At 61.3% G+C, this 17,708-nt stretch carries 19 protein-coding genes and 1 pseudogene; 5 read left to right on the top strand and 15 right to left on the bottom strand.

Annotation, left to right across the window (positions count from 1 at the left end):
* Positions 1-9 precede the first annotated feature (9 nt).
* Positions 10-414: a VOC family protein gene (locus tag GSM73_RS26200; RefSeq protein WP_139049761.1), complete on the top strand. Its 405-nt coding sequence runs from the start codon at positions 10-12 to the stop codon at positions 412-414.
* A 217-nt stretch (positions 415-631) separates the two neighbouring features.
* On the opposite strand, the gene GSM73_RS26205 is transcribed toward GSM73_RS26200, so the two are convergent.
* From GSM73_RS26205 to GSM73_RS26260, 12 genes are all read right to left on the bottom strand, one after another.
* Positions 632-1,456, bottom strand: coding sequence for a DUF4198 domain-containing protein (locus tag GSM73_RS26205; RefSeq protein WP_139049762.1), 825 nt, complete (start codon positions 1,454-1,456; stop codon positions 632-634).
* 8 nt (positions 1,457-1,464) lie between these two features.
* The gene (locus GSM73_RS26210; RefSeq protein ID WP_160894331.1) at positions 1,465-1,755 is read right to left on the bottom strand and encodes a hypothetical protein; all 291 of its coding nucleotides are present in this window, start codon (positions 1,753-1,755) and stop codon (positions 1,465-1,467) included.
* A gap of 29 nt (positions 1,756-1,784) precedes the next feature.
* Positions 1,785-2,816 (bottom strand): metal ABC transporter solute-binding protein, Zn/Mn family, encoded by a 1,032-nt coding sequence (locus GSM73_RS26215; protein WP_218575820.1) that lies wholly within the window; start codon positions 2,814-2,816, stop codon positions 1,785-1,787.
* Positions 2,813-3,718: a metal ABC transporter permease gene (locus tag GSM73_RS26220; RefSeq protein WP_139049764.1), complete on the bottom strand. Its 906-nt coding sequence runs from the start codon at positions 3,716-3,718 to the stop codon at positions 2,813-2,815. The genes GSM73_RS26215 and GSM73_RS26220 overlap by 4 nt, the downstream gene beginning before the upstream one ends.
* Entirely contained in the window at positions 3,715-4,392 is a 678-nt protein-coding gene (locus GSM73_RS26225) for a metal ABC transporter ATP-binding protein (RefSeq protein WP_256677107.1), read from the bottom strand. Before GSM73_RS26225 ends, GSM73_RS26220 begins: the two co-directional genes overlap by 4 nt.
* Positions 4,393-4,406: 14 nt before the next feature.
* The gene (locus tag GSM73_RS26230) at positions 4,407-5,339 is read right to left on the bottom strand and encodes a metal ABC transporter solute-binding protein, Zn/Mn family (protein ID WP_139049766.1); all 933 of its coding nucleotides are present in this window, start codon (positions 5,337-5,339) and stop codon (positions 4,407-4,409) included.
* On the bottom strand, positions 5,336-6,223 hold the full coding sequence (locus GSM73_RS26235; RefSeq protein ID WP_372241415.1) for a DUF6162 family protein: 888 nt from the start codon (positions 6,221-6,223) through the stop codon (positions 5,336-5,338). The genes GSM73_RS26230 and GSM73_RS26235 overlap by 4 nt, the downstream gene beginning before the upstream one ends.
* Positions 6,115-6,603, bottom strand: coding sequence for a DUF6644 family protein (locus tag GSM73_RS26240; RefSeq protein WP_139049768.1), 489 nt, complete (start codon positions 6,601-6,603; stop codon positions 6,115-6,117). The genes GSM73_RS26235 and GSM73_RS26240 overlap by 109 nt, the downstream gene beginning before the upstream one ends.
* 31 nt (positions 6,604-6,634) lie before the next feature.
* A complete protein-coding gene (locus GSM73_RS26245) occupies positions 6,635-7,123 on the bottom strand; it encodes a DUF6644 family protein (RefSeq protein ID WP_160894333.1) in 489 nt (162 codons plus the stop codon).
* A gap of 27 nt (positions 7,124-7,150) precedes the next feature.
* Positions 7,151-8,659: an alpha/beta hydrolase domain-containing protein gene (locus GSM73_RS26250; protein WP_160894335.1), complete on the bottom strand. Its 1,509-nt coding sequence runs from the start codon at positions 8,657-8,659 to the stop codon at positions 7,151-7,153.
* Positions 8,660-8,697: 38 nt separating this feature from the next.
* A complete protein-coding gene (locus GSM73_RS26255; protein ID WP_160894338.1) occupies positions 8,698-9,477 on the bottom strand; it encodes a hypothetical protein in 780 nt (259 codons plus the stop codon).
* A gap of 62 nt (positions 9,478-9,539) precedes the next feature.
* On the bottom strand, positions 9,540-9,929 hold the full coding sequence (locus tag GSM73_RS26260; RefSeq protein WP_139049772.1) for a DUF6152 family protein: 390 nt from the start codon (positions 9,927-9,929) through the stop codon (positions 9,540-9,542).
* A 238-nt stretch (positions 9,930-10,167) separates the two neighbouring features.
* Between GSM73_RS26260 and GSM73_RS26265 the strand changes: the two genes are divergently transcribed.
* Positions 10,168-11,505: an alginate export family protein gene (locus GSM73_RS26265; protein ID WP_139049773.1), complete on the top strand. Its 1,338-nt coding sequence runs from the start codon at positions 10,168-10,170 to the stop codon at positions 11,503-11,505.
* Between the two features lie 85 nt (positions 11,506-11,590).
* Here GSM73_RS26265 and GSM73_RS26270 read toward each other — a convergent pair whose 3' ends face one another.
* The 3 genes from GSM73_RS26270 to GSM73_RS26280 all read right to left on the bottom strand — a co-directional run bounded on the left by GSM73_RS26270 (position 11,591) and on the right by GSM73_RS26280 (position 15,125).
* Entirely contained in the window at positions 11,591-12,154 is a 564-nt protein-coding gene (locus tag GSM73_RS26270; protein WP_160894340.1) for a cytochrome b, read from the bottom strand.
* A 95-nt stretch (positions 12,155-12,249) separates the two neighbouring features.
* Positions 12,250-13,704 carry an aldehyde dehydrogenase gene (locus tag GSM73_RS26275; protein ID WP_139049775.1) on the bottom strand — a complete coding sequence of 485 codons (1,455 nt, stop codon included), beginning with the start codon at positions 13,702-13,704 and terminating at the stop codon, positions 12,250-12,252.
* 44 nt (positions 13,705-13,748) lie between these two features.
* Entirely contained in the window at positions 13,749-15,125 is a 1,377-nt protein-coding gene (locus tag GSM73_RS26280) for an aspartate aminotransferase family protein (protein ID WP_160894342.1), read from the bottom strand.
* 216 nt (positions 15,126-15,341) lie between these two features.
* On the opposite strand from GSM73_RS26280, the gene GSM73_RS26285 reads away from it, so the two are divergent.
* From GSM73_RS26285 to GSM73_RS28060, 3 genes and pseudogenes are all read left to right on the top strand, one after another.
* The gene (locus GSM73_RS26285) at positions 15,342-16,304 is read left to right on the top strand and encodes a helix-turn-helix domain-containing protein (RefSeq protein ID WP_160894344.1); all 963 of its coding nucleotides are present in this window, start codon (positions 15,342-15,344) and stop codon (positions 16,302-16,304) included.
* 59 nt (positions 16,305-16,363) lie between these two features.
* Positions 16,364-17,104, top strand: a complete 741-nt coding sequence (locus GSM73_RS26290; RefSeq protein WP_160894347.1) for an IclR family transcriptional regulator — start codon at positions 16,364-16,366, stop codon at positions 17,102-17,104.
* A gap of 189 nt (positions 17,105-17,293) precedes the next feature.
* Positions 17,294-17,708 (top strand): annotated as a pseudogene (locus tag GSM73_RS28060) (amino acid permease); the annotation flags it as partial.

The following is a 17,708-nucleotide window of genomic DNA, read 5'->3' on the forward strand; positions in this document are numbered from 1 at the left end:
GTTGCGAGCATGAAAATCATCCCTTACCTGACCTTCAACGGCCGCTGCAAGGAAGCCTTTGCGTTGTACAAGGACGTACTTGGTGGCGAGCTGTTTTCCATGTCCTTTGCCGAGGCGCCGGAGGACGTCGGCATGCCCAAGGACGCCGACCTGATCATGCACACCTGCCTGACCGTGGGCAATTTCAGCCTGATGGCTTCCGACTGCCCGCCAGGCCAGCCGTATCGCCAACCGCAAGGCGTGTCGGTTTCCCTCAACGTCGACAGCGTGGAAGAGGCCGAACGGCTGTTCAATGGCTTGAGTGCAGGTGGCACCGTGCAGATGCCCCTGGCGAAGACCTTTTGGGCGGAACGTTTTGCGATGTTCGAAGACCGTTTCGGGATTGCCTGGATGGTCAACTACGAGGGGGAATAAGCTGCATTGACGTGCGTGAGCCGTGACAGGCAGAGCGCGTTATTCGCCGAAATTCTCGCAGAATTCGGCTACGGGAGCGAAGAACTTGAAGCGTTGCGAATAGCGGGGAGGCGTCAACGGTGATCAACGGTTTCGGGATTGGCATAACCAAGGCGCGTTCGACCTGGAAACAAGGATGATCGACTCCAAGGCTTTACGCGCAACGGTTGGGTTTGTGTCATTTCATGTCTCTGGCCTGCACCCACAGCACTGCGTCTTGCGACAGGGCTTTGCCTTTGTGGGTTTTCGTTGTCCCGATGTCGAGTGCTGCGATACCCCACCACCCGGCACGGGGCAGGCCAATGGTCACGATGCCTTGGGAATCCGAGTAGGTGCTAAGGGCTTTGAAGGAAGCCTGAGGAGCCGTTATGTAGTCCTGCTCGCCGAAGGCGTTTTTCTCGACATCAACGGAATGGTTGAGGTATTCGATTTCGATCTCGGCGAACGGGACGGGCTTGCCGTCGGCCAGCACCAAGGCGCGGAATACTCCGCCGGTCCAGTTGGCATAAGGTTTGTTCAGGGGCTGGATCTCAACCGGCAACCCTTGTGGTTCTGCCCAGTGACCGGGTACTCCACCCACGTTCACGATCAGCTTGGTGAATTGCTGGATGTAGACACCTTCTTCGGTTTCCAGATAAGGCTCGGGCTCGAGTACGAAGATATGGTCACCCAGTGAGCGCACCAGCTCACGTGGGATCGATGCTCGATAGGCCGTCGACCGGTTATCGCGACTCTGCCACTCGACTGGACGTAAGTATTCGAGCAGATTGATTTTTTCCCCGCCGTGCGCGCTGGTGTGGTTAAAGGCCCGGGGTTCATCCATGGCCATGGTGGGGCCGCCGGAGAAGGGATGAGTGAACACTAGCGCGAACTCCAGTTTTTCCGCACGCTGCAGCGCTGTTTCCTCGAGGTAGAGCATCTGGAAGTGCGCCTGTGCAGCGCCGGTCAAGCCACTGAATGTAGTCGCGGCAATGGCTTGGAGCAGTTTTCGTTTGAACGTCATGGTCATTTTCACCTTGATATGTCGGAGGACTGGATCGTTACGTCATGGCCGGCTCCACCGAGGAACACCACGGAATAGTTTCCGGTGGGGGCCTGGAAGGTGTAGGTGTTGTCCTTGCCGACCTCGCCTTCGAGCAACACCTTGTCGCTTGGGTTTTGGATATGGATTTTTCTGCCGGCGGCCGAGCTGCCATCGGTGAACCCGGCCTCGCACTTCACCTGGTCATCGCGCTCGATGTAGCAGTCGAGCACGGGCCCATGGGCCAACGCTGTCTGGCAGAGCAAGAGGGTGCCTGCCATCGATATTCGAATGGTTGAAGTTATGTGGCTCATAGGATCTTTGGTCTCAGCGCACGAGGTTGATCATGGGATGGCGATTGATCATCGCCGCTTGTAGTGTCGTTGCCAGCCGGGGAGAAGGCCGCCAGCAACGCCTCCAGGTTCGAGCGCAGAAATGCGATGTAGTCGCCGGCTGCGTCGGTGAGTTCTCCCGGGTTGCCGGTGTCCAGTAGCAGCAACCGTGCGCCGCCGTCCTGGATGGCCCTGGCGATCTTTTCATCCGGTATCCACTTGTGGACCACTACGCGGATGTCACGCTCGCGCAGGTATCGGGTCAGTGCGGTGCGATCGGCGTCGCTCCAGTCAAGGTCCTGGCGCACGAACCAGCCGTCGACAAAGATGCCGAACTCGCCAAACAGGTAGGTGAACTCGTTCGCCAGCGACAGCACGCGCACATCCGGCAGCGCTACCATCCGCGCGCCGTAGTCGGCCTTGAGCCGGCGCAGGCGGCTTTCAAGTGCGGCGAGGTTGCTCTCGATTCGAGGCGCATCGGCGGGGGACAGGCGTGTCAGGTCGGCAGCGATCAGCGCCGACATGCGCATGCCGTTGACGGGACCGAGCCAGGCGTAGGGCGACGGGCCGCTGTCGATGTTGCTCGCGACGGCCCAGGGCACGTCGTTCGGTGGCACGCGCATCACGGCCACGCCGGGCTTGATCGTGTCCCATGAACGCGAGGCATCGATCTCGATGATGCGCAGGTTGTGGCGCCGGGCCGTTGCATACAATGGGTCCGCACGCCAGAGATGACTCAGGGTCACCACGGCGTCGGCTTGCTGGAACACGGCCGGATCGAGACGCGACAGCGCATTGGCCAGGCTCTCCATGGGTACGGGGCTGTCCGGCGGTAGCCGCATGACCTGGATGAGCGTGTCTTCGCTGAGCGCCGACGTAAGTGCGTACACCGCCGGCAGCGCAACGAGCACCCGCTGGCGGCCGGTATCGGCAAAGACCGGGAACTGGGTGCCCAGCAGCAGGGCCAACACCGCCAGCCAGGATCCACGTGACAGGCAAAGCCATTTCATACGCTGGTCCCTCTGAATCGCGACGAGGTCGCACGGATGATGGTGGTCAAGACAAACACCAGAGCGGCGACCAGCACGATCGCACCGCCGGTCGGCACCGGGATGTGGAATTGCATAGGCGCCAGGATGCCGACCACGCAGGAAAACGTCGCAATCAGGATGGCCAGCGTGACCAGTGCCGCAAGTGAGCGGGTGACGTTGCGGGCCGCCGCGGCGGGTATCAGCAGAAGGGCCTCGACCAATACCGCACCGATGATTTTCAGGCAGGCCACCGTCACCAGAGTGACCAACACCACAAACAGGTACTCGACGCTGCGCACCGGCACGCCGCGCGCATGTGCCAGGCTCGGATTGAGGCTGGACAGCAACATGCCGTTGTACAGGGGCAGCCCGATGAGGGCGCAAATGACCGTTACGCCGAGCAGCACATTCATGTCGGTGTGGTCCACGGCCAAGATGGAGCCGAACAGCACGCTTTCCATCACGTGGGTGTTGATCTTCGCCGACACGAACAGCAGCAACGAGGCGCCGACTGCCAGCGAAATGGACAGGAACACCCCGATCAGTGTGTCGTTGGCCAGCGTCGTGCGGTGCTGGGTGTATTTCAGCGTCAGCGCAAACAGCAGGCAGAAGCCGAACATCGACAGGTAAGGAGAGGTATAGGACTCGCCAATCAGCACGCCAATGGCAACGCCAGTCATCGCAGCATTGCCAACGGACTGGCTGAAGAAAGCCATGCGTTTGATCATCACCATTGAGCCCAGCACACCCAACAAGGGTCCGATCAGAACGGCGCACATCAGCGCATTGATCACGAACTCGTATTCGAACGGTTGCGGCAGCATCTGGCGCGCGGCAAGCGTCTGGAGGTGATCGCGGATGAAGTCGTACAAGGCACTCATCGAATATCCTCCAGTCGGCAGTCGATCTGATCGGCCGGGCCATGAAACAGCACCCTTTGATTGATAACGGTCACGGACTGGGCGATACGCCTGACCTGTTCGAGATCGTGGTTGATCCACAGGACGGTGACGCCGCAGTCGTGCAACTCGGCCACCAATGCTTCCACCAGGCGCACACCGGCCTCGTCGATACCGGCGGTGGGTTCATCGAGGACCAGCAGCCACGGCGCGGGGCTGATCGCCTGGGCCAGCAGCACGCGCTGGCGCTGCCCACCGGACAGGCTGCCAAATGGTTTTGTGCCTATTCCGGCCACACCGGTACGCGCCAGGGCCTCGGCCTGCGCCGCCCTCGCGGAGCGACTTGAGCCCAGGAAAGCCGGCCGGCGCTGAGTGAGCAGTGCCATCACATCGTTGACCGTCATCGGCACGTTGCGGTCGAAATCCAGCAGTTGCGGCACGTAGCCCACCGGCTTGGCGACACCCTCGAAGCGGATAACCCCGGAATGCGGCATCTGGCCCAGCAGCGCGCGCACAAGTGAGGTCTTGCCCCCTCCGTTCGGGCCGACCAGGCAGTGCAGCGCACCGGCTTCCACCCGAAAGCTCACCGCATCGAGCACCTGTGTACCGCCCAGTTGCAGCGAGACGTTATCGAACATCACGGCAGGTCCGCGCATCGCTTGATCCTTCTTCATCGTTGCGTGAACTCGACGGCTTCGGCCAACGTTTCAAGGTTTTCGCCTATGGCTACCTCGAATTCGTCCGCGCTGTAGGTGCTGCCGGTGATGTGGGACAGGGTGAAGACTTTTACTCCGGTGGCTGCTTCAATCGGTTTGGCCAGATCCATGGAAAAGTTCTTTTCGGCGAAAAGCACCCTTACATTGGCCTTCCTGATGGTGTCGATCGTGGTGGCCAACTGGCGCGCAGTCGGCGCCACACCGTGACGCGGCTCAATCACGGCGCTCACAAACAGGCCGAACTCTTGCATCATGTAGTCGTAACCGCCGTGCAACGTCGCGCAACGAAACGGCGAAAGATCCAGCGCGGCAAAGCGACTCATGAAGCGCGCGCGCAGGGCGCGGATCCGTCCGGCATACGCCAGGGCGTTCTGCCTATAGGCCGCCGCGTTGTCCGGATCGCGCTCGCCCAGGCGGCGGGCGATCTCGAACACCTGTTGTATCGCCGCCGTGGTGGAGACGAAGGTATGTGGGTTCACCACCTTGACGCCGCCCTGGTCGCCGCCGATGGGAATGAGTGCCACCGAGGCATTGGCCTGAATGATCGGCAGCGTCTCGCGACGGCCGGCGGCCTTGATGATCTCGAAGGCCCATTCATCGTGGCCAATGCCGTTGACTACCAGCACATCGATGTTCATCGCGCGGGTAATGTCGTCGGGTTGCGGCTGGTAATTATGCGGATTGGCCTGCGCCGGGATCAGCGCAACGACGTCCGCCCGATCACCAACAATGTTGGCCACGAAGCTGTAGTAGGGATGCAATGTGACGCCGACTTTGAGCCGCTTGCCGGCGGGGTGTTCCGGGCTGGCGCAGGCGATGGCGGGGATCAGCAGCAGCAACGCCAGGCAACGGCGCAACAGTGTGCGGTGTTTTATAAAGGCATTCATGGCTGGGTTCCTTTTACGCGTTCGATTTCACTGGTGCCGTCGTAAGGAATGACTTGTCGCCAGCCGTCGCCGACCAGCGACTCGGCCTTGACGATGGAGGGGTAGGGCGCGTTCGGATTGGGATGGATCCAGATCGTCGCCTGGTTGGCCCACATCACCCCGGCATGGGCATGACCGATGACGAGCAGGTAGGCGCTCTGGCCCGGCACACTGCCGCCGGAGCCGTAATAGACCGTGGCGCCCTGGCCCTGAGTGGCTTGCGACACCTCGCTGGAGGGGAGAGGCGCGGGAACCGCGGCGGCGTCGGCATGGGCGTCGTTGTCGGTGTGTTTGTCGGCAGACTGCCTATGGGACAGGTGGGTACCGGGCAGGATCAGTTGCCAGTGCACCTGACCATTGGCCTTCCAGAATGCGTCCCGATAGAAGGGCGGCAGCACAAGCTCTTGGGCACGATCCAGGGTGATCCAGCCGCCGGTGTCGTTGTTGTTCCAGATGATTTCTTCACCGGCAGGCAACAGCGCACTATGGATGGCCTGATCGACCGAACTCAGGCCATCGAAGGAACGCACCTGCCAGCTCAGCGCGGTGGGTGGGCCGACTTTCTGTGGCCGCAACAACATATAACCGGCCACGCTGGCGATGATGATCAGTGCAGCAAGCAGCATGCCCGCGGTTTCCCATCGGCCGGAGCGCGGGTGCACAAGCGTGAATGCACTGCTGGCGGCATCGCCGGGTGTGCCGTTGGGGTGGTGCCTGCGTGGCGATAGCCGGGCCATCAGATAAACGCAATCCAGCGGCCAAGGCAGATCACGCCGATCCACAACGCCATCGAACTGAACCCGGCGATACGCGCCTGGCCGGGGGGTGGCAGCACGGCGTCCCATTCGTCGATGCGGCGAAAGGCGCCCAGATGGAATATCACCATGTTCAGGCCCGCCAGCATCAACACGCCCATCTTCCACAGGAACACGGAGTTCTGCGCATAGGTGATGGCATTGGCGGCAAACATGAGCGAACCGGTGATCACGCACGCCACGAAGGCAGCCCAGGTGTACGGCAGCAGCTCCCGGATCAGCCTTCGCGCGCTGCTGCGGTGGGAGGCAATGCCGAGCAGGCGCAAGTCCACCACTGCGATACTCCCGAACACCAGGGCGATGCCGATCACATGCACCGATTCCAGGGCCGGAAAAGCCGTGTCCGATTCACGGACAAAGGTGGCGAGCGAACTGGCCTCGATGGCTTGCAGTATTGATTGAATGTCCATGACGGATACCTGAGAACTGGGTTGAAAACGTTTAAATCGAGTAGGCGATCCAGCGACCGCAGATGATCACGACGCACCACAAGGCGATCGACAGCCAGACCAGCGCCTTGACCGGCGGCTTGTCGTCGTCACTGTGTGCGGGGACGGCAGGGCGCAGAAAGGGTCGCCGCAGCCGCCAGGCCAGGGTGAACGCGCCGATGACCAGGGCCATCTTCAGCCAGAACGTGTTGTTGAGGAGAACGCGGTCCGGTTCGCCGATGGCCATGATCAACCCCGTGGCAAGCAGGACGACAAGCGCATTGCGCATCCACGGGTAGTAGCGTTGAACCACGCCGCGCAAAGGCTCGTCCGTGGCGAGTACGCCGGCCAGGCGCAGGTCGGAAATGACGGCGGAGCCGAAGATCACCGCGATGGCAATGATATGAATGCTCTGCACAGTGGGCACCACCCAGAGCAAGTCCCTGATGGCGGTGCTCACCGGTGTCGCATAGAGCCAGGCAATGATAGGTATGGAGGACATTTGTTGCTCTCCCGCGGGGTCAGAGGGTTAGAAATCTTCAGGTGTTGCGATCGTGTGCAGGCCTGCCGCATCTTCCGGCAGCAGATACCCTTGCTTGATCGACACGCCCTTGGCGTCTTCGAATGCCTTTTGGTAGTGGCTGAAACTTCCATAGCGCCGGCGCAGCGTATCCTGCGAATAAGCCACCTTCGTGTCGTAGATCAGGCCGCAGCCGGTCTCTTGATCGGTGAGGTAGGTCGCACTCGGCACCTGGACCCACGGCGGGCGTACGCCCCCTTGCAGATTGCCGGTAGCAGGGTCGCGCGCTGCCACCTTGCCGTCGCGCACGACCCTGGGTGCCTTTGGCATCGGCTTGCCCTCGCGTACCCATTTGTCCATGCCATCGAGTAACGCCGACACCACCATTTCCACCGGCTCGTCGTACAGCGTCCGGCACTGTGGGTCATCGCCTTTGCCGATGTCGGCAGCGAGGTGCTCGGTGTGCTCGGTGCCGAGGTCGGCCAGGCGCAAATGCGGCATGCCGGTCACTTCGTAATAACGCAACTGCGGGCTGTCGGTGTCCGGCGGCAGGTCGATGCCTTCGATCACGTCGTGCATCAGTTCCGACTGGCTGTATACGGTCACGAACGGCACGCCGTCGGGCATCTGGCGCGGCACTCGAATGACGTCGCCGCCCACTTCGCCGTAGGCCATGCGACCGGTCATGTAGCCATCGATCAGCGCGCTTGCGTCGGGCATTCGCCATTGCTGGTGCCGGCCCTGGTCGAGGTAGTCCATCCAGACTTGGGCGGTGACGGCCCAGCTGTCGACATACACGCGTTGCACGTCCAGACCTGCCAACGGGCCTTGTGGCCCATTGCTCTTGAGTAATAGCGCCAGCTGCGCACCGATGCCCTGGGATTGCGGCGCGAACGGGTCCGGCGCGTCACCGCGGATGAAACGTTGCGGATCGTAGTAGGCGCCCAGCGGCGCATAGCGGGCGTAGTCGAAGCGGCGCATGAACTCGAAGTTCACGATCCGCCCGTACTGGGCGATCTGTTCGGCCTCGGCGGCCGGGGTGTCTGAAAGGAACTTGGGATCGACTGGCGGTTGGTTGATATTCAGCGTGTATCCGACATACGCGTAGCCGCGTCGCAGCAAGTAATCGCGGGTCAGGATCCAGCCGGCAGCACGCTCGCCGAACCAACTGAACGGCTCGATCACGACGGTGCCGTTGAAGCGTGCCGGGTCCGTCGGCTTGCGAATCAGGATACGGGTGGTATAAGGCGCCTCGAGCAAAGGCTTGCCCGCGGCAGTGATTGCCGGGGCAATGCCTTGCAGGTAGAACTCCTCCTCGACGTAACCGTAGCGGTCGAGGTCGCTGTGTTCGGTGCCCGCGCGCTCTGCCGATGACAGAGGCAGTTGGCCGGACGGCGGCACCGCAATGGCCGTGGGCATCCGGGGCACCTCGGCGGACGCGCTGGAGATCAACACGAGTGACAGAAAGGCGCTTTGCATCGACGGCCGCAGGATGCTGATTGTGATCAGTCGTTCCATTAGGTCACCTCCAAGTGGTTATCGATGAGGGCATCGGTTCAGTCGCGTTTGAGGCTCGTCTTGCCCTCGCTGTCGATCACGATCTGGTTGTTCTCGCAGACATATTCGTGAATGCGGTAGTCGGAGCGCTTGTAGTCGAACGTGAAACGGTAAGGGCTGTTGAGTACCTGCGGGTCCTCGATCACTACCTTGTTCTCCAGGCGATCCGGCGCCTTCAGTCTGATGCGCTCGGTGATTTTCATTTCCTTGCTGTGCGGAACGTCGTAGAAGGCCACATCTGTGCGCACGCCTTGTGTTTGCACCACCAGCGTGTCGCCCTCCCAGCGGCCGCGCGAGTAGCCCTGGTAGCTGGGGTCCAGCGTATCCAGCGCAGGCATGGCTTCGTTGAGGATGATGCGGCGCACTTGCTGGAGATATTCGCCGAGCACCACCACTTGCTTATCGTCATGAATGAGTTGGATGGGGAAGAGCGCCGCCATCAATACCGGCATGCCTTCGGGCAGGCACATGGAGCTGGTGGTGGCCAGTGGCGTGCCGGCCTCATTCGCGGCGGCCTGGCGCTTTTTCAACGCGACGTATTCGCTGGCATAGGGCTCCTTCAGGTCCATCGGGCCACCGGGGTGCACCGGATTGTCCGGGTCCTCTCCGAACCAGTCGTCCGGAGTCCGCTCCCACGTGCCGCTGATGTCGGGGCGTGCGCCCGCGCCGTGTTTGGCGTCCTGGGTTTTAGAGGCGGCGGCGCTGCTCACCCCGGTGACAGTCATGAGTAGCACGCCCAGGAAGAAGCTTGTCAGGTTCAAGGTTCGTGTCGGTTTCATTGAAAGCGTCTCCATCCCGTTGGTCTGTTCATTCAGGTCTCATGGCGTAGGAATGCGGTTTCTCAGCCTCCACCGGACAGCACCACGTCACCGATCTTGATCTCCACGAGCAGCCCGCCCGGATCACCGTTTTTCAGCGGCTTGAAGGTGATCTCGGCGGCATCGCCGGCCTTGATCAAGTCGGACTTCCAGCCGGTGCGGCTTAAGGCGTTGACACTGCCGGTCTCGATCTTGAATTGCTGAGGCGGGGGGCCTGGCGAATCGAAATAAATCGAGACGTGGGGGTTGCTCCAGACGAAGCGTCCGACCACGCCCTTGAGCGTGATCGTTTTGGTCTGGTCGAAAATCGCGAACGAATGGTGGGCAGAGACCACGGAGGGTAGGGCGATGCAGGCGGCAATGGTCAGCAGACCAAGCCCCTTGCGTAATAGCGGGGACGACAAAGGTGTCATGGCGAGTGCCTCGGTTTTTATACGTTCTTATGGGCCCAGCATAGGGGGGTGGGAGCAGGGGCCGTAGCCCAAAACGGCAACTGCTGCCCGTCGTGGAAATGTTTATTGCGGAGAAGGGATAACGCGCACGAAGAAACGGGCATCGAGCCCCTGCAAGTGCTGATTTGGGTTACCGCTTGCGCAACCCAGGCGGAACACTCGCGCCTCGCCTCATAAATATAAAAACAGGAGAGACGTCATGCGCACCCCCCCTTACGCCCCATTGCTTTCGCTGGTCGCACTCTGTGCGTTTGAGCCCCAGGCTCATGGCTACGAGCTCTACAATGAAAATGACGGTGCCACCGTGCTGAACGCCGAGCTATGGGCGGGATTTGGCTGGTTCGGCAGCGAAAAGAACTACATCGGCGACCCCGAAGCAGAGCCCGGCAGGATGCGATGGCAGGAAGGCTTCGCCAAGTATGGTGTAAACGGCACGACGGATAAGATCGGTGCAGGTTCGATCTACGGCGGGTTCAGTCTGATCAGTACGGGATCATGGGGTGATGGGGACGCAGGATCACTCACCGCCGGGAATGAAAGGGAAACAGCCGTGGAAGACGCCTACCTGGGCTGGAAGTCGGGTGATCTGATTCCGGCGCTGGGCATGGACGGCGTTGATTTCTCCTTTGGCCGACAGGTCGTTACGGTGGACGGCTTTCTGATCACCGATGATGGGTTCGCCCCCGGAAATGCCTTCAACCCTATCGAGGGCGTAGCAGATGGCCGGTTCAATCGCGGCGGAGCCTTTTACCTGGGCCCGCGATTGGCGTTCGGGAACACTGCTGTCCTCAAGGTGGGTGGTACGCAGGGCCTTCACGGTAGCCTGATATGGTTGAAATCGGATAATCCCGGGCAGTCGAAGACCGAAGTGGCGGCCGCCACCATCGACTACACGACGCCCATTGGCTCGATCGGTTCGACGTACGTGCGTGGCCTGGATGTCGAAGAGCGATACGTTTTTGCCGATCGGGGTGAGCGCAAGGGCATGGATATCTACAGCATCCGTGGCCAGGGCAATGCTGGCATCGAGAATGCCGACTTCGCGTTCGAGGTGGCGCGCCAGGAAAAGCGTTCGGGCTCGCAGCGGGCGATGTTCTTTGATGCGGGCTACACCTTCGCCGATGTCAAATGGCAACCGACGGTGAGCTATCGCTACGCGCGTTACTCCGAAGGGTGGGACTTCCTGTTTCAGGGCGGCTACCGCAAACGTTACCAGGGTGAGATCGGTGTGAACTACGCCGGCTCAGTCACCTCGAACATGCGTATCAGCGACGTGCTGCTCTCAGTCAACCCGACTGATAAGTTGACCCTTAACGCAATGTACTTCGACTACCATCAGCTCTCTGATCGGCAAGATCAGGATTACAGTGCGCGCGAGGTCAATCTGTTTCTGGATTGGATGGTGACGGATAACATCACGCTCTCGCCGCTCGTTGGTTTCTACAAGCCTGACAAGTGGCTCGGCAACGGAGGCAACCAGAGTGGTAGCGCATCGCTCAACACCTACTTCCAATTCATTGTTTGGGTCGCATTCTGAGCTGCTGTTTGCGACGTAAGAATAGTTAGACCAGGGGGCGTCACCAGCGGTGGCGCATCCCTGCATTCACCGAGTCGTGATTCAGTCACAGCATGCGGCGCAGGACGTCGTTGCGAGGGTCGCTATCGAAGAACCGATGCTTGAGTGCACCTGCGACGTGCAACACGATCAGCGCCAGCAGGGTATAAGCCAGCACTTTGTGCAGCCATTGGAACACGACGAACAAATCGTCATTCTTCGCCAGCAGCTCCGGGAGGTTCACGCCAAAAAAGAACACGCCGTCGCTCATGGTGTAACTGCTCGACATCGAATAGCCCATCAGCGGTACGGCCACAATCAGTACGTACATGGAACGTTGCACAAAGCGCGACAAGAATCGCTCATGCCCGGCCAGTGTTTGCGGTGGTTGCGGAAGCGTGGGGGTGCGCCAACGCAGGGCGATCTGGACCAATACCAACAGGAATGCCAGCACCCCGAAGGATTTGTGCCATGGGTAATAGAGCTCATACTTGCTCGCCACTTCATCATCGAGCCCGGTCATATACCAGCCGGCCCAGAGCAGGCCCGCTATGACGATGGCACGCACCCAGTGCAGCATGCGCAGGGAGGTCGGATACCGATCAATTGTCGCTTGTTTTAAGGTGTTCATCGCAGTCTCTTCATTGATCATCAAGGCATCGAAAATGCACGATTCATACCCCCTCGGGACCCAAGGCCCTGAGAGGGCAGGTGCAGTGAGTTTTCTCAGGTGGGCAGTAGCACGGTGATGACTTTCTCCTCGGTGTAGGCCAGCGCACCGGCAAGCCCACCTTCACGACCAATGCCGCTGGCCTTGACGCCGCCCCATGGCAGGTTGGCGTCCAGCGGGCTCCAGCAGTTGACGCCGATGGCGCCGGCCTTTACCGCAGCGGCCACGCGGTGCGCACGTACCAGATCGGTCGTCCAGACCGTGGCCGCCAAGCCGTAGGCGCTATCGTTGGCCAGTGCCACAGCCTCTTCTTCGCTGTCGAACGTGATGACCGTGCCGACGGGGCCGAAAATTTCGTCCTGGGCAATCGTCATGTCATTGCGGGCGTTGGCGAAGATCGTCGGTCGCACGAACCAGCCTTGCTCCGGGGTGGATACACCGCCGGCCAACAAAGAGGCGCCTTGGTCGATACCCATCTGGATGTAACGGTTGACGCGATCGAACTGCGCTTTCTTGGCTACCGGCCCCATCTGTACGCCAGGCTCGCGAGGGTCGCCTACCTTGACCGCGCGCGCGGCCTCGGCAAGCGCCGCGGCGAAGCGCTCGGCCAGGCTGCGGTGTACCAGGATGCGCGAGCCGGCGGCACAGATCTGCCCCTGGTTGACGAACAGGCCAAGTGAGCAGCCAAACAGCGCGTCATCGAAGGGCGCATCGTCGAACACAATCTGTGGGCTTTTGCCGCCCAGTTCCAGCGCCACGCGCTTGAACAACACCCCGGCGGTGCGCTGGATCTCGCGTCCGGCCTCGGGGCTGCCGGTGAAACTGATCTTGGCGACGTGCGGGTGTTCGCACAAGGCGCGACCCACCTGCGCACCGTAGCCGGTGACCACGTTGATCACGCCGTCAGGAAAGCCCGCTTCTTGAGCCAGCGCTGCCAGGTGCAGGGCCGATTGTGGGGTTTCTTCCGAGGGTTTGATGACCACGGTGCAGCCTGCCGCCAGCAAGGCGGCGAGCTTCCACACGGTGATCATCAGCGGTGAGTTCCACGGCACGATGGCACCGACCACACCTACCGGCTCACGTACGGTGTACGAGAGGGTTTTGCTGCCGAAGTAGCCGCCGGTGGGAATGGTGCGCCCTTCAAGCTGGTTGGCCCAGCCGGCGGCGGCGCGCAGGTTGGCGATTGCGTTGGGCAGGTCCATCCGGCGTGGTTCGAGCGGTGAGCGACCGATGGCGTTGGCGTCCATATCGGCCAGCAATTCGCTGTCGCGCTCCACCAGGTCAGCCAGTTTCGACAACAGGCGACCGCGCTGGGCGCCGTCCAGGCGGCTCCAGGCGCCCCCCTCAAGTTGGGCGTGCGCCGCTGCCACAGCGCGGTCCACATCCTCGGCGGTACCGCTTGCGCAGCTACCGTTGACCTGTTCGGTCACGGGGTTGATAAGAGGAATGCGACCTCCGTCGCTGGCTTCGAAGGGCGCGCCCTGGATGAAGTGTTTCAGGTACTGAGTCATGTAGGTGTCCATGCGTGATGGGGAATGGTCGGAGGTGACACACCTCATGCCTTGAGGGAGGCCAGGGCGTCGCCGAAGATGTCCAGGGCCTTGAAGAACAGCGAGCGCGGGATCGTCAGCGAGGGCATCACGCGCATCACGTTGCTGTAGCGTCCGCACGGGATCATCAGCACACCGTGGTTCATCAGGTAGCCCATGAGCTGACCGATCTTGGCGCCTTCCAGCGGTGTCTTGGTGATGGGGTCTTCGACGAGTTCGATACCGATCATCAGGCCGCGGCCGCGGACTTCGCCAACGAACGGGCTGTTGAAGCCACGGATACGTTCCTGCGCCTCCAGTCCCAGGATGTGGGCGCGCTCGAGCAGACCAAGCTCCGGGTCCTGCAGGATGCTGATATTGGTCAGCGCCACGGCCGCGGACAATGAGTTGGCGGCGAAGGTATTGGGCATCGAGCCGTCGGGAATCAAGGCCGCGAGGTCCGAGCGCATGATCAGCCCTGCCATTGGCAGGTCGCTGCCGATGCCTTTGCCGAAGGTCAGCATGTCGGGTTTCACGCCGGAATGTTCGACTGCCCACATCTTGCCGGTACGCCCGGCGCCGGACTGTACTTCATCCACGATCAGCAGCGCGCCGGCGCGATCGCAGGCCTTGCGCAACAGTTGCAGGAACTCTGGCGAGGGCGGCACGTAGCCGCCTTCGCCCTGTACCGGTTCCACGATCACGGCCGCCACGTCATCGGCGGCGGTGTAGGGGCTGTTCAGCAGATAGTCCACGTAGTCGCCGGCGATCTGCTCGGCGCTTTGGTGCGTGGTGTCGAAGGGAAAGCGGTAGGCATAGGGGTAGGGCGCGTGAATCACGCCGCCCATCATCGGACCGTAGCCCTTGCGGTAGGCCGTGCCAGTAGTCAGGGCGCCGGAGGCGTTCCACACGCCGTGGTAGCCGCCGTGGAAGGCAAGGATCTGGTGGCGCCCGGTGATGCGCTTGGCGAACTTGATCGCGGCCTCCAGCGCATCGCTGCCGCTTTGCGTGAAGAAGGTGATGCAGTCGCCGCGCAGGCCGTCGGGAGCGATTTCCGAGAGCTTGGCGGCCAGTTCGGTGCGCCGGGTGCTGTTGATTTCCAGGGCATGCATCAGCACCTCGGACTGTTCGCGGATCGCTTGTACCACCTTGGGGTGGCAGCGGCCTACGCTGCTGACGCCCACGCCTGCGGACAGATCGATATAGGTGTTGCCATCCGGGTCCTTGAAAGTCGCGCCGAACGCGCGGTCCATGGCGATGGGCATACGGCCGCCGCCACGCGCCATCGACTCGGTACGCGCCGATAACGCCAGGGCCTCGCGGGTCAGGGGGCCGGGCAGTGTGCTGGAAATAATCCGCGGGGCATCCGCGAAGTGTAAGGATTCTAGTTTGGATTCACTCATGACGAACTCTCTGGATGGCGTTTTCAGTGTGCCGATCATTCTCATGGAGTGTCCCTGGCCGTTATCCCGAATCGGCAAATAGACGAGCCGACCCCACCCGCCGGTTTCGACGAGTGGCAGATACGAGAATTAGCTATGCGCTATTTTATCTATGTGCGAATATCGCAAAGAAATGCGAGCAAAAAACAATAATATCGGCCGAGGTTTTCGCGCATCATGAAAAACCACCAGATCAGCCAATTTCGCGATATCCATGTCCATGCGGCCACCATTCAGGAGTGGAACCAGGACTACAGCCAGTTAACCGCCGGCCTTGCCGAAAGTTCTTTGATGCAGCTGAGCACCGCGCGTTGCCACGTGTTCAGCGAGCAGATCAACCAGCGTGTGGTGCAGCACGGCGTGGCTCCGCGCGGCAAGATGTGCTTTGCCGTGCCGATCAACGTGCCGGGTTCGACGCGGATGCAAGGTCGCGAGGTGGACGACAGTAGCCTGTTCTTTCTGCACGGCGGCGAGGAGTTCATGTTCCATATGCCGATGGGCATGGAACTGTTATCCATCACATTCGAACGCGAATGGTTCGAGCAGGCGCTGGAGCAAACAGCGTCGGCCAGGGAAATCAGCCGGTTGCTGCGCCAGCCGGTGATCCGGGTGTCCGCGCAGCGCTTCGCCCAGGCCCGGCGTCGATTGCTGGCGGTGCTCTCTCTGGCCATAGGCGACGAAGCGCTCGACAGCGCGGGCGAGCAGGGGCTGGAGCAGGCAATGCTCGGTGAGTTGCTGCAGCTGCTCACCGACCCGGCCTGCGACAAACAGCAGCGCAGCCCCAGCTCCACGCGCAGCTTTATTGTCGAGAAATGCCACCGTCTGACGACTGTCGAGATGCTCAATGTGCCCAGCGTGATCGAGTTGTGCCAACGCCTCCAGGTGAGTCGGCGCACCGTGCAGAACAGCTTCCGCTCGGTGGCCGAGACCACACCGCTGAACTATTTGCGTTCGGTTCGGCTCAACGGAGTGCGCCGCGCCTTGATGTCTACCCCGGCCTCCCATCTCTCGATCGGCGATGCCGCCGCCCAATGGGGCTTCTACCACCTCAGCCATTTTGCCGAGGAGTACCAGGCGTTGTTCGCAGAGTTGCCCTCCCAAACCGCCCGTGCTGCCATCCCTGTCTGCGCGCGCGCCTGAACCAAAACCCCGCTGTACCCGGCGGGGTAGCTGTCACTTCATCAGGATCTTAAGAAAACATGAATAGTCTTCGCCGCCTGCTTCAGGTCTTCGACCTCTTTCGCCCGGAGCAGCCGCTCATCGATGTGGAGATCATTTGCCGGGAGCTTGGCTACACGCCCGCCACTGCCTACCGCTATCTGCGTGAACTGGGCGATGCCGGCTTGTTGAAGCGCTTGCCGCGCGGTTACGCGCTGGGCCCGCGAATCATCACGCTGGAGCATCAGATGGCGAACTACGATCCGCTGCTGGCGTGCAGTCGGGACCTGGTGGACAAACTGGTCGCCGACACCGGCCTGGATGCGTTGGTCAGCGAGTGGCATGGCGACTCGGTGATCAACGTGCTGATCCAGCGTGGCTCCGATGCTGGTCCGGTCGGAGGTGGCAAGGGACGACCGATCGACCTTTTCCACAGCGCGACCTCCCGGGTCGTATTGGCTTATCTGCTGCCACGCCAGATACGACGCCTCTATGATGCCCACGCGAACCAGGACCAATTGCTGCATCTGGGGCTGGAATGGAAGCCGTTTACCAAGAGCTTGCTTGCCATTCGCAAACAAGGTTATTGCATCAGCGAAAGTGAGCTGTACCCGGGACGCAGTGGCGTCGCGGCGCCGATCTTCGACGAAAAGCGACGAATCCTCGGGAGCATGACCCTGGTTGGGCGCAGTGAGCGGTTCCACGCGTTTCAGCGCAGCTACCTGTGTGATCTGGTGATGGGCGCGGCGGCGCAGCTGACGACACGTATCGCTTTGCAATGAGGTGATAAAGGCCGGGTGGATGGCTTTTTTGAGGCGAGTTCTGCGAGTTACCGATTTGGGATAGTGGGGTGCTTATGGGCGGGCATAGGATCGAACCCAGCGTGCGATAACGCGACAAGCTATTGGGTGACGGTAGCGGTTGACCTCACCGATCTCACAGCGGCTGCCTCATACAAGAAGGTCAATAACATGAGTGTATTTACCCCGGTCAATAGCTCCACGGAGCTCAAGCGTGGCGCCCTGGGTGTCGGCTTCATCATTTTCTTCGTGGTTTCGGCGGCGAGCCCGTTGAGTGTCATCGCCGGGGGCTTCCCCATAGGCATCATGCTAGGCAATGGTGCCGGGACACCGGCCTTGTTGCTTCTGGCTCTGTTGGTGTTACTGGCGTTTTCAGTGGGCTACACCACCATGTCCCGACATCTCACCAACGCCGGTGGTTTCTATGCGTTCACCTCCCGAGGTCTGGGGGGCATGGCCGGAGGAGCGGCCGGGGTGCTGGCGATGTTTGCCTACAACATTCTCCAGGTCGGTCTGTACGGCATGTTCGGCGGCGTGGTCAGCGGCACCATGGCCAGCGTCTTCGGCCTGGAGTTGCCCTGGTGGT

The sequence above is a fragment of the Pseudomonas sp. PICF6 genome (assembly GCF_009831705.1).
Classification (GTDB): Bacteria; Pseudomonadota; Gammaproteobacteria; order Pseudomonadales; family Pseudomonadaceae; genus Aquipseudomonas; species Aquipseudomonas rhizophila.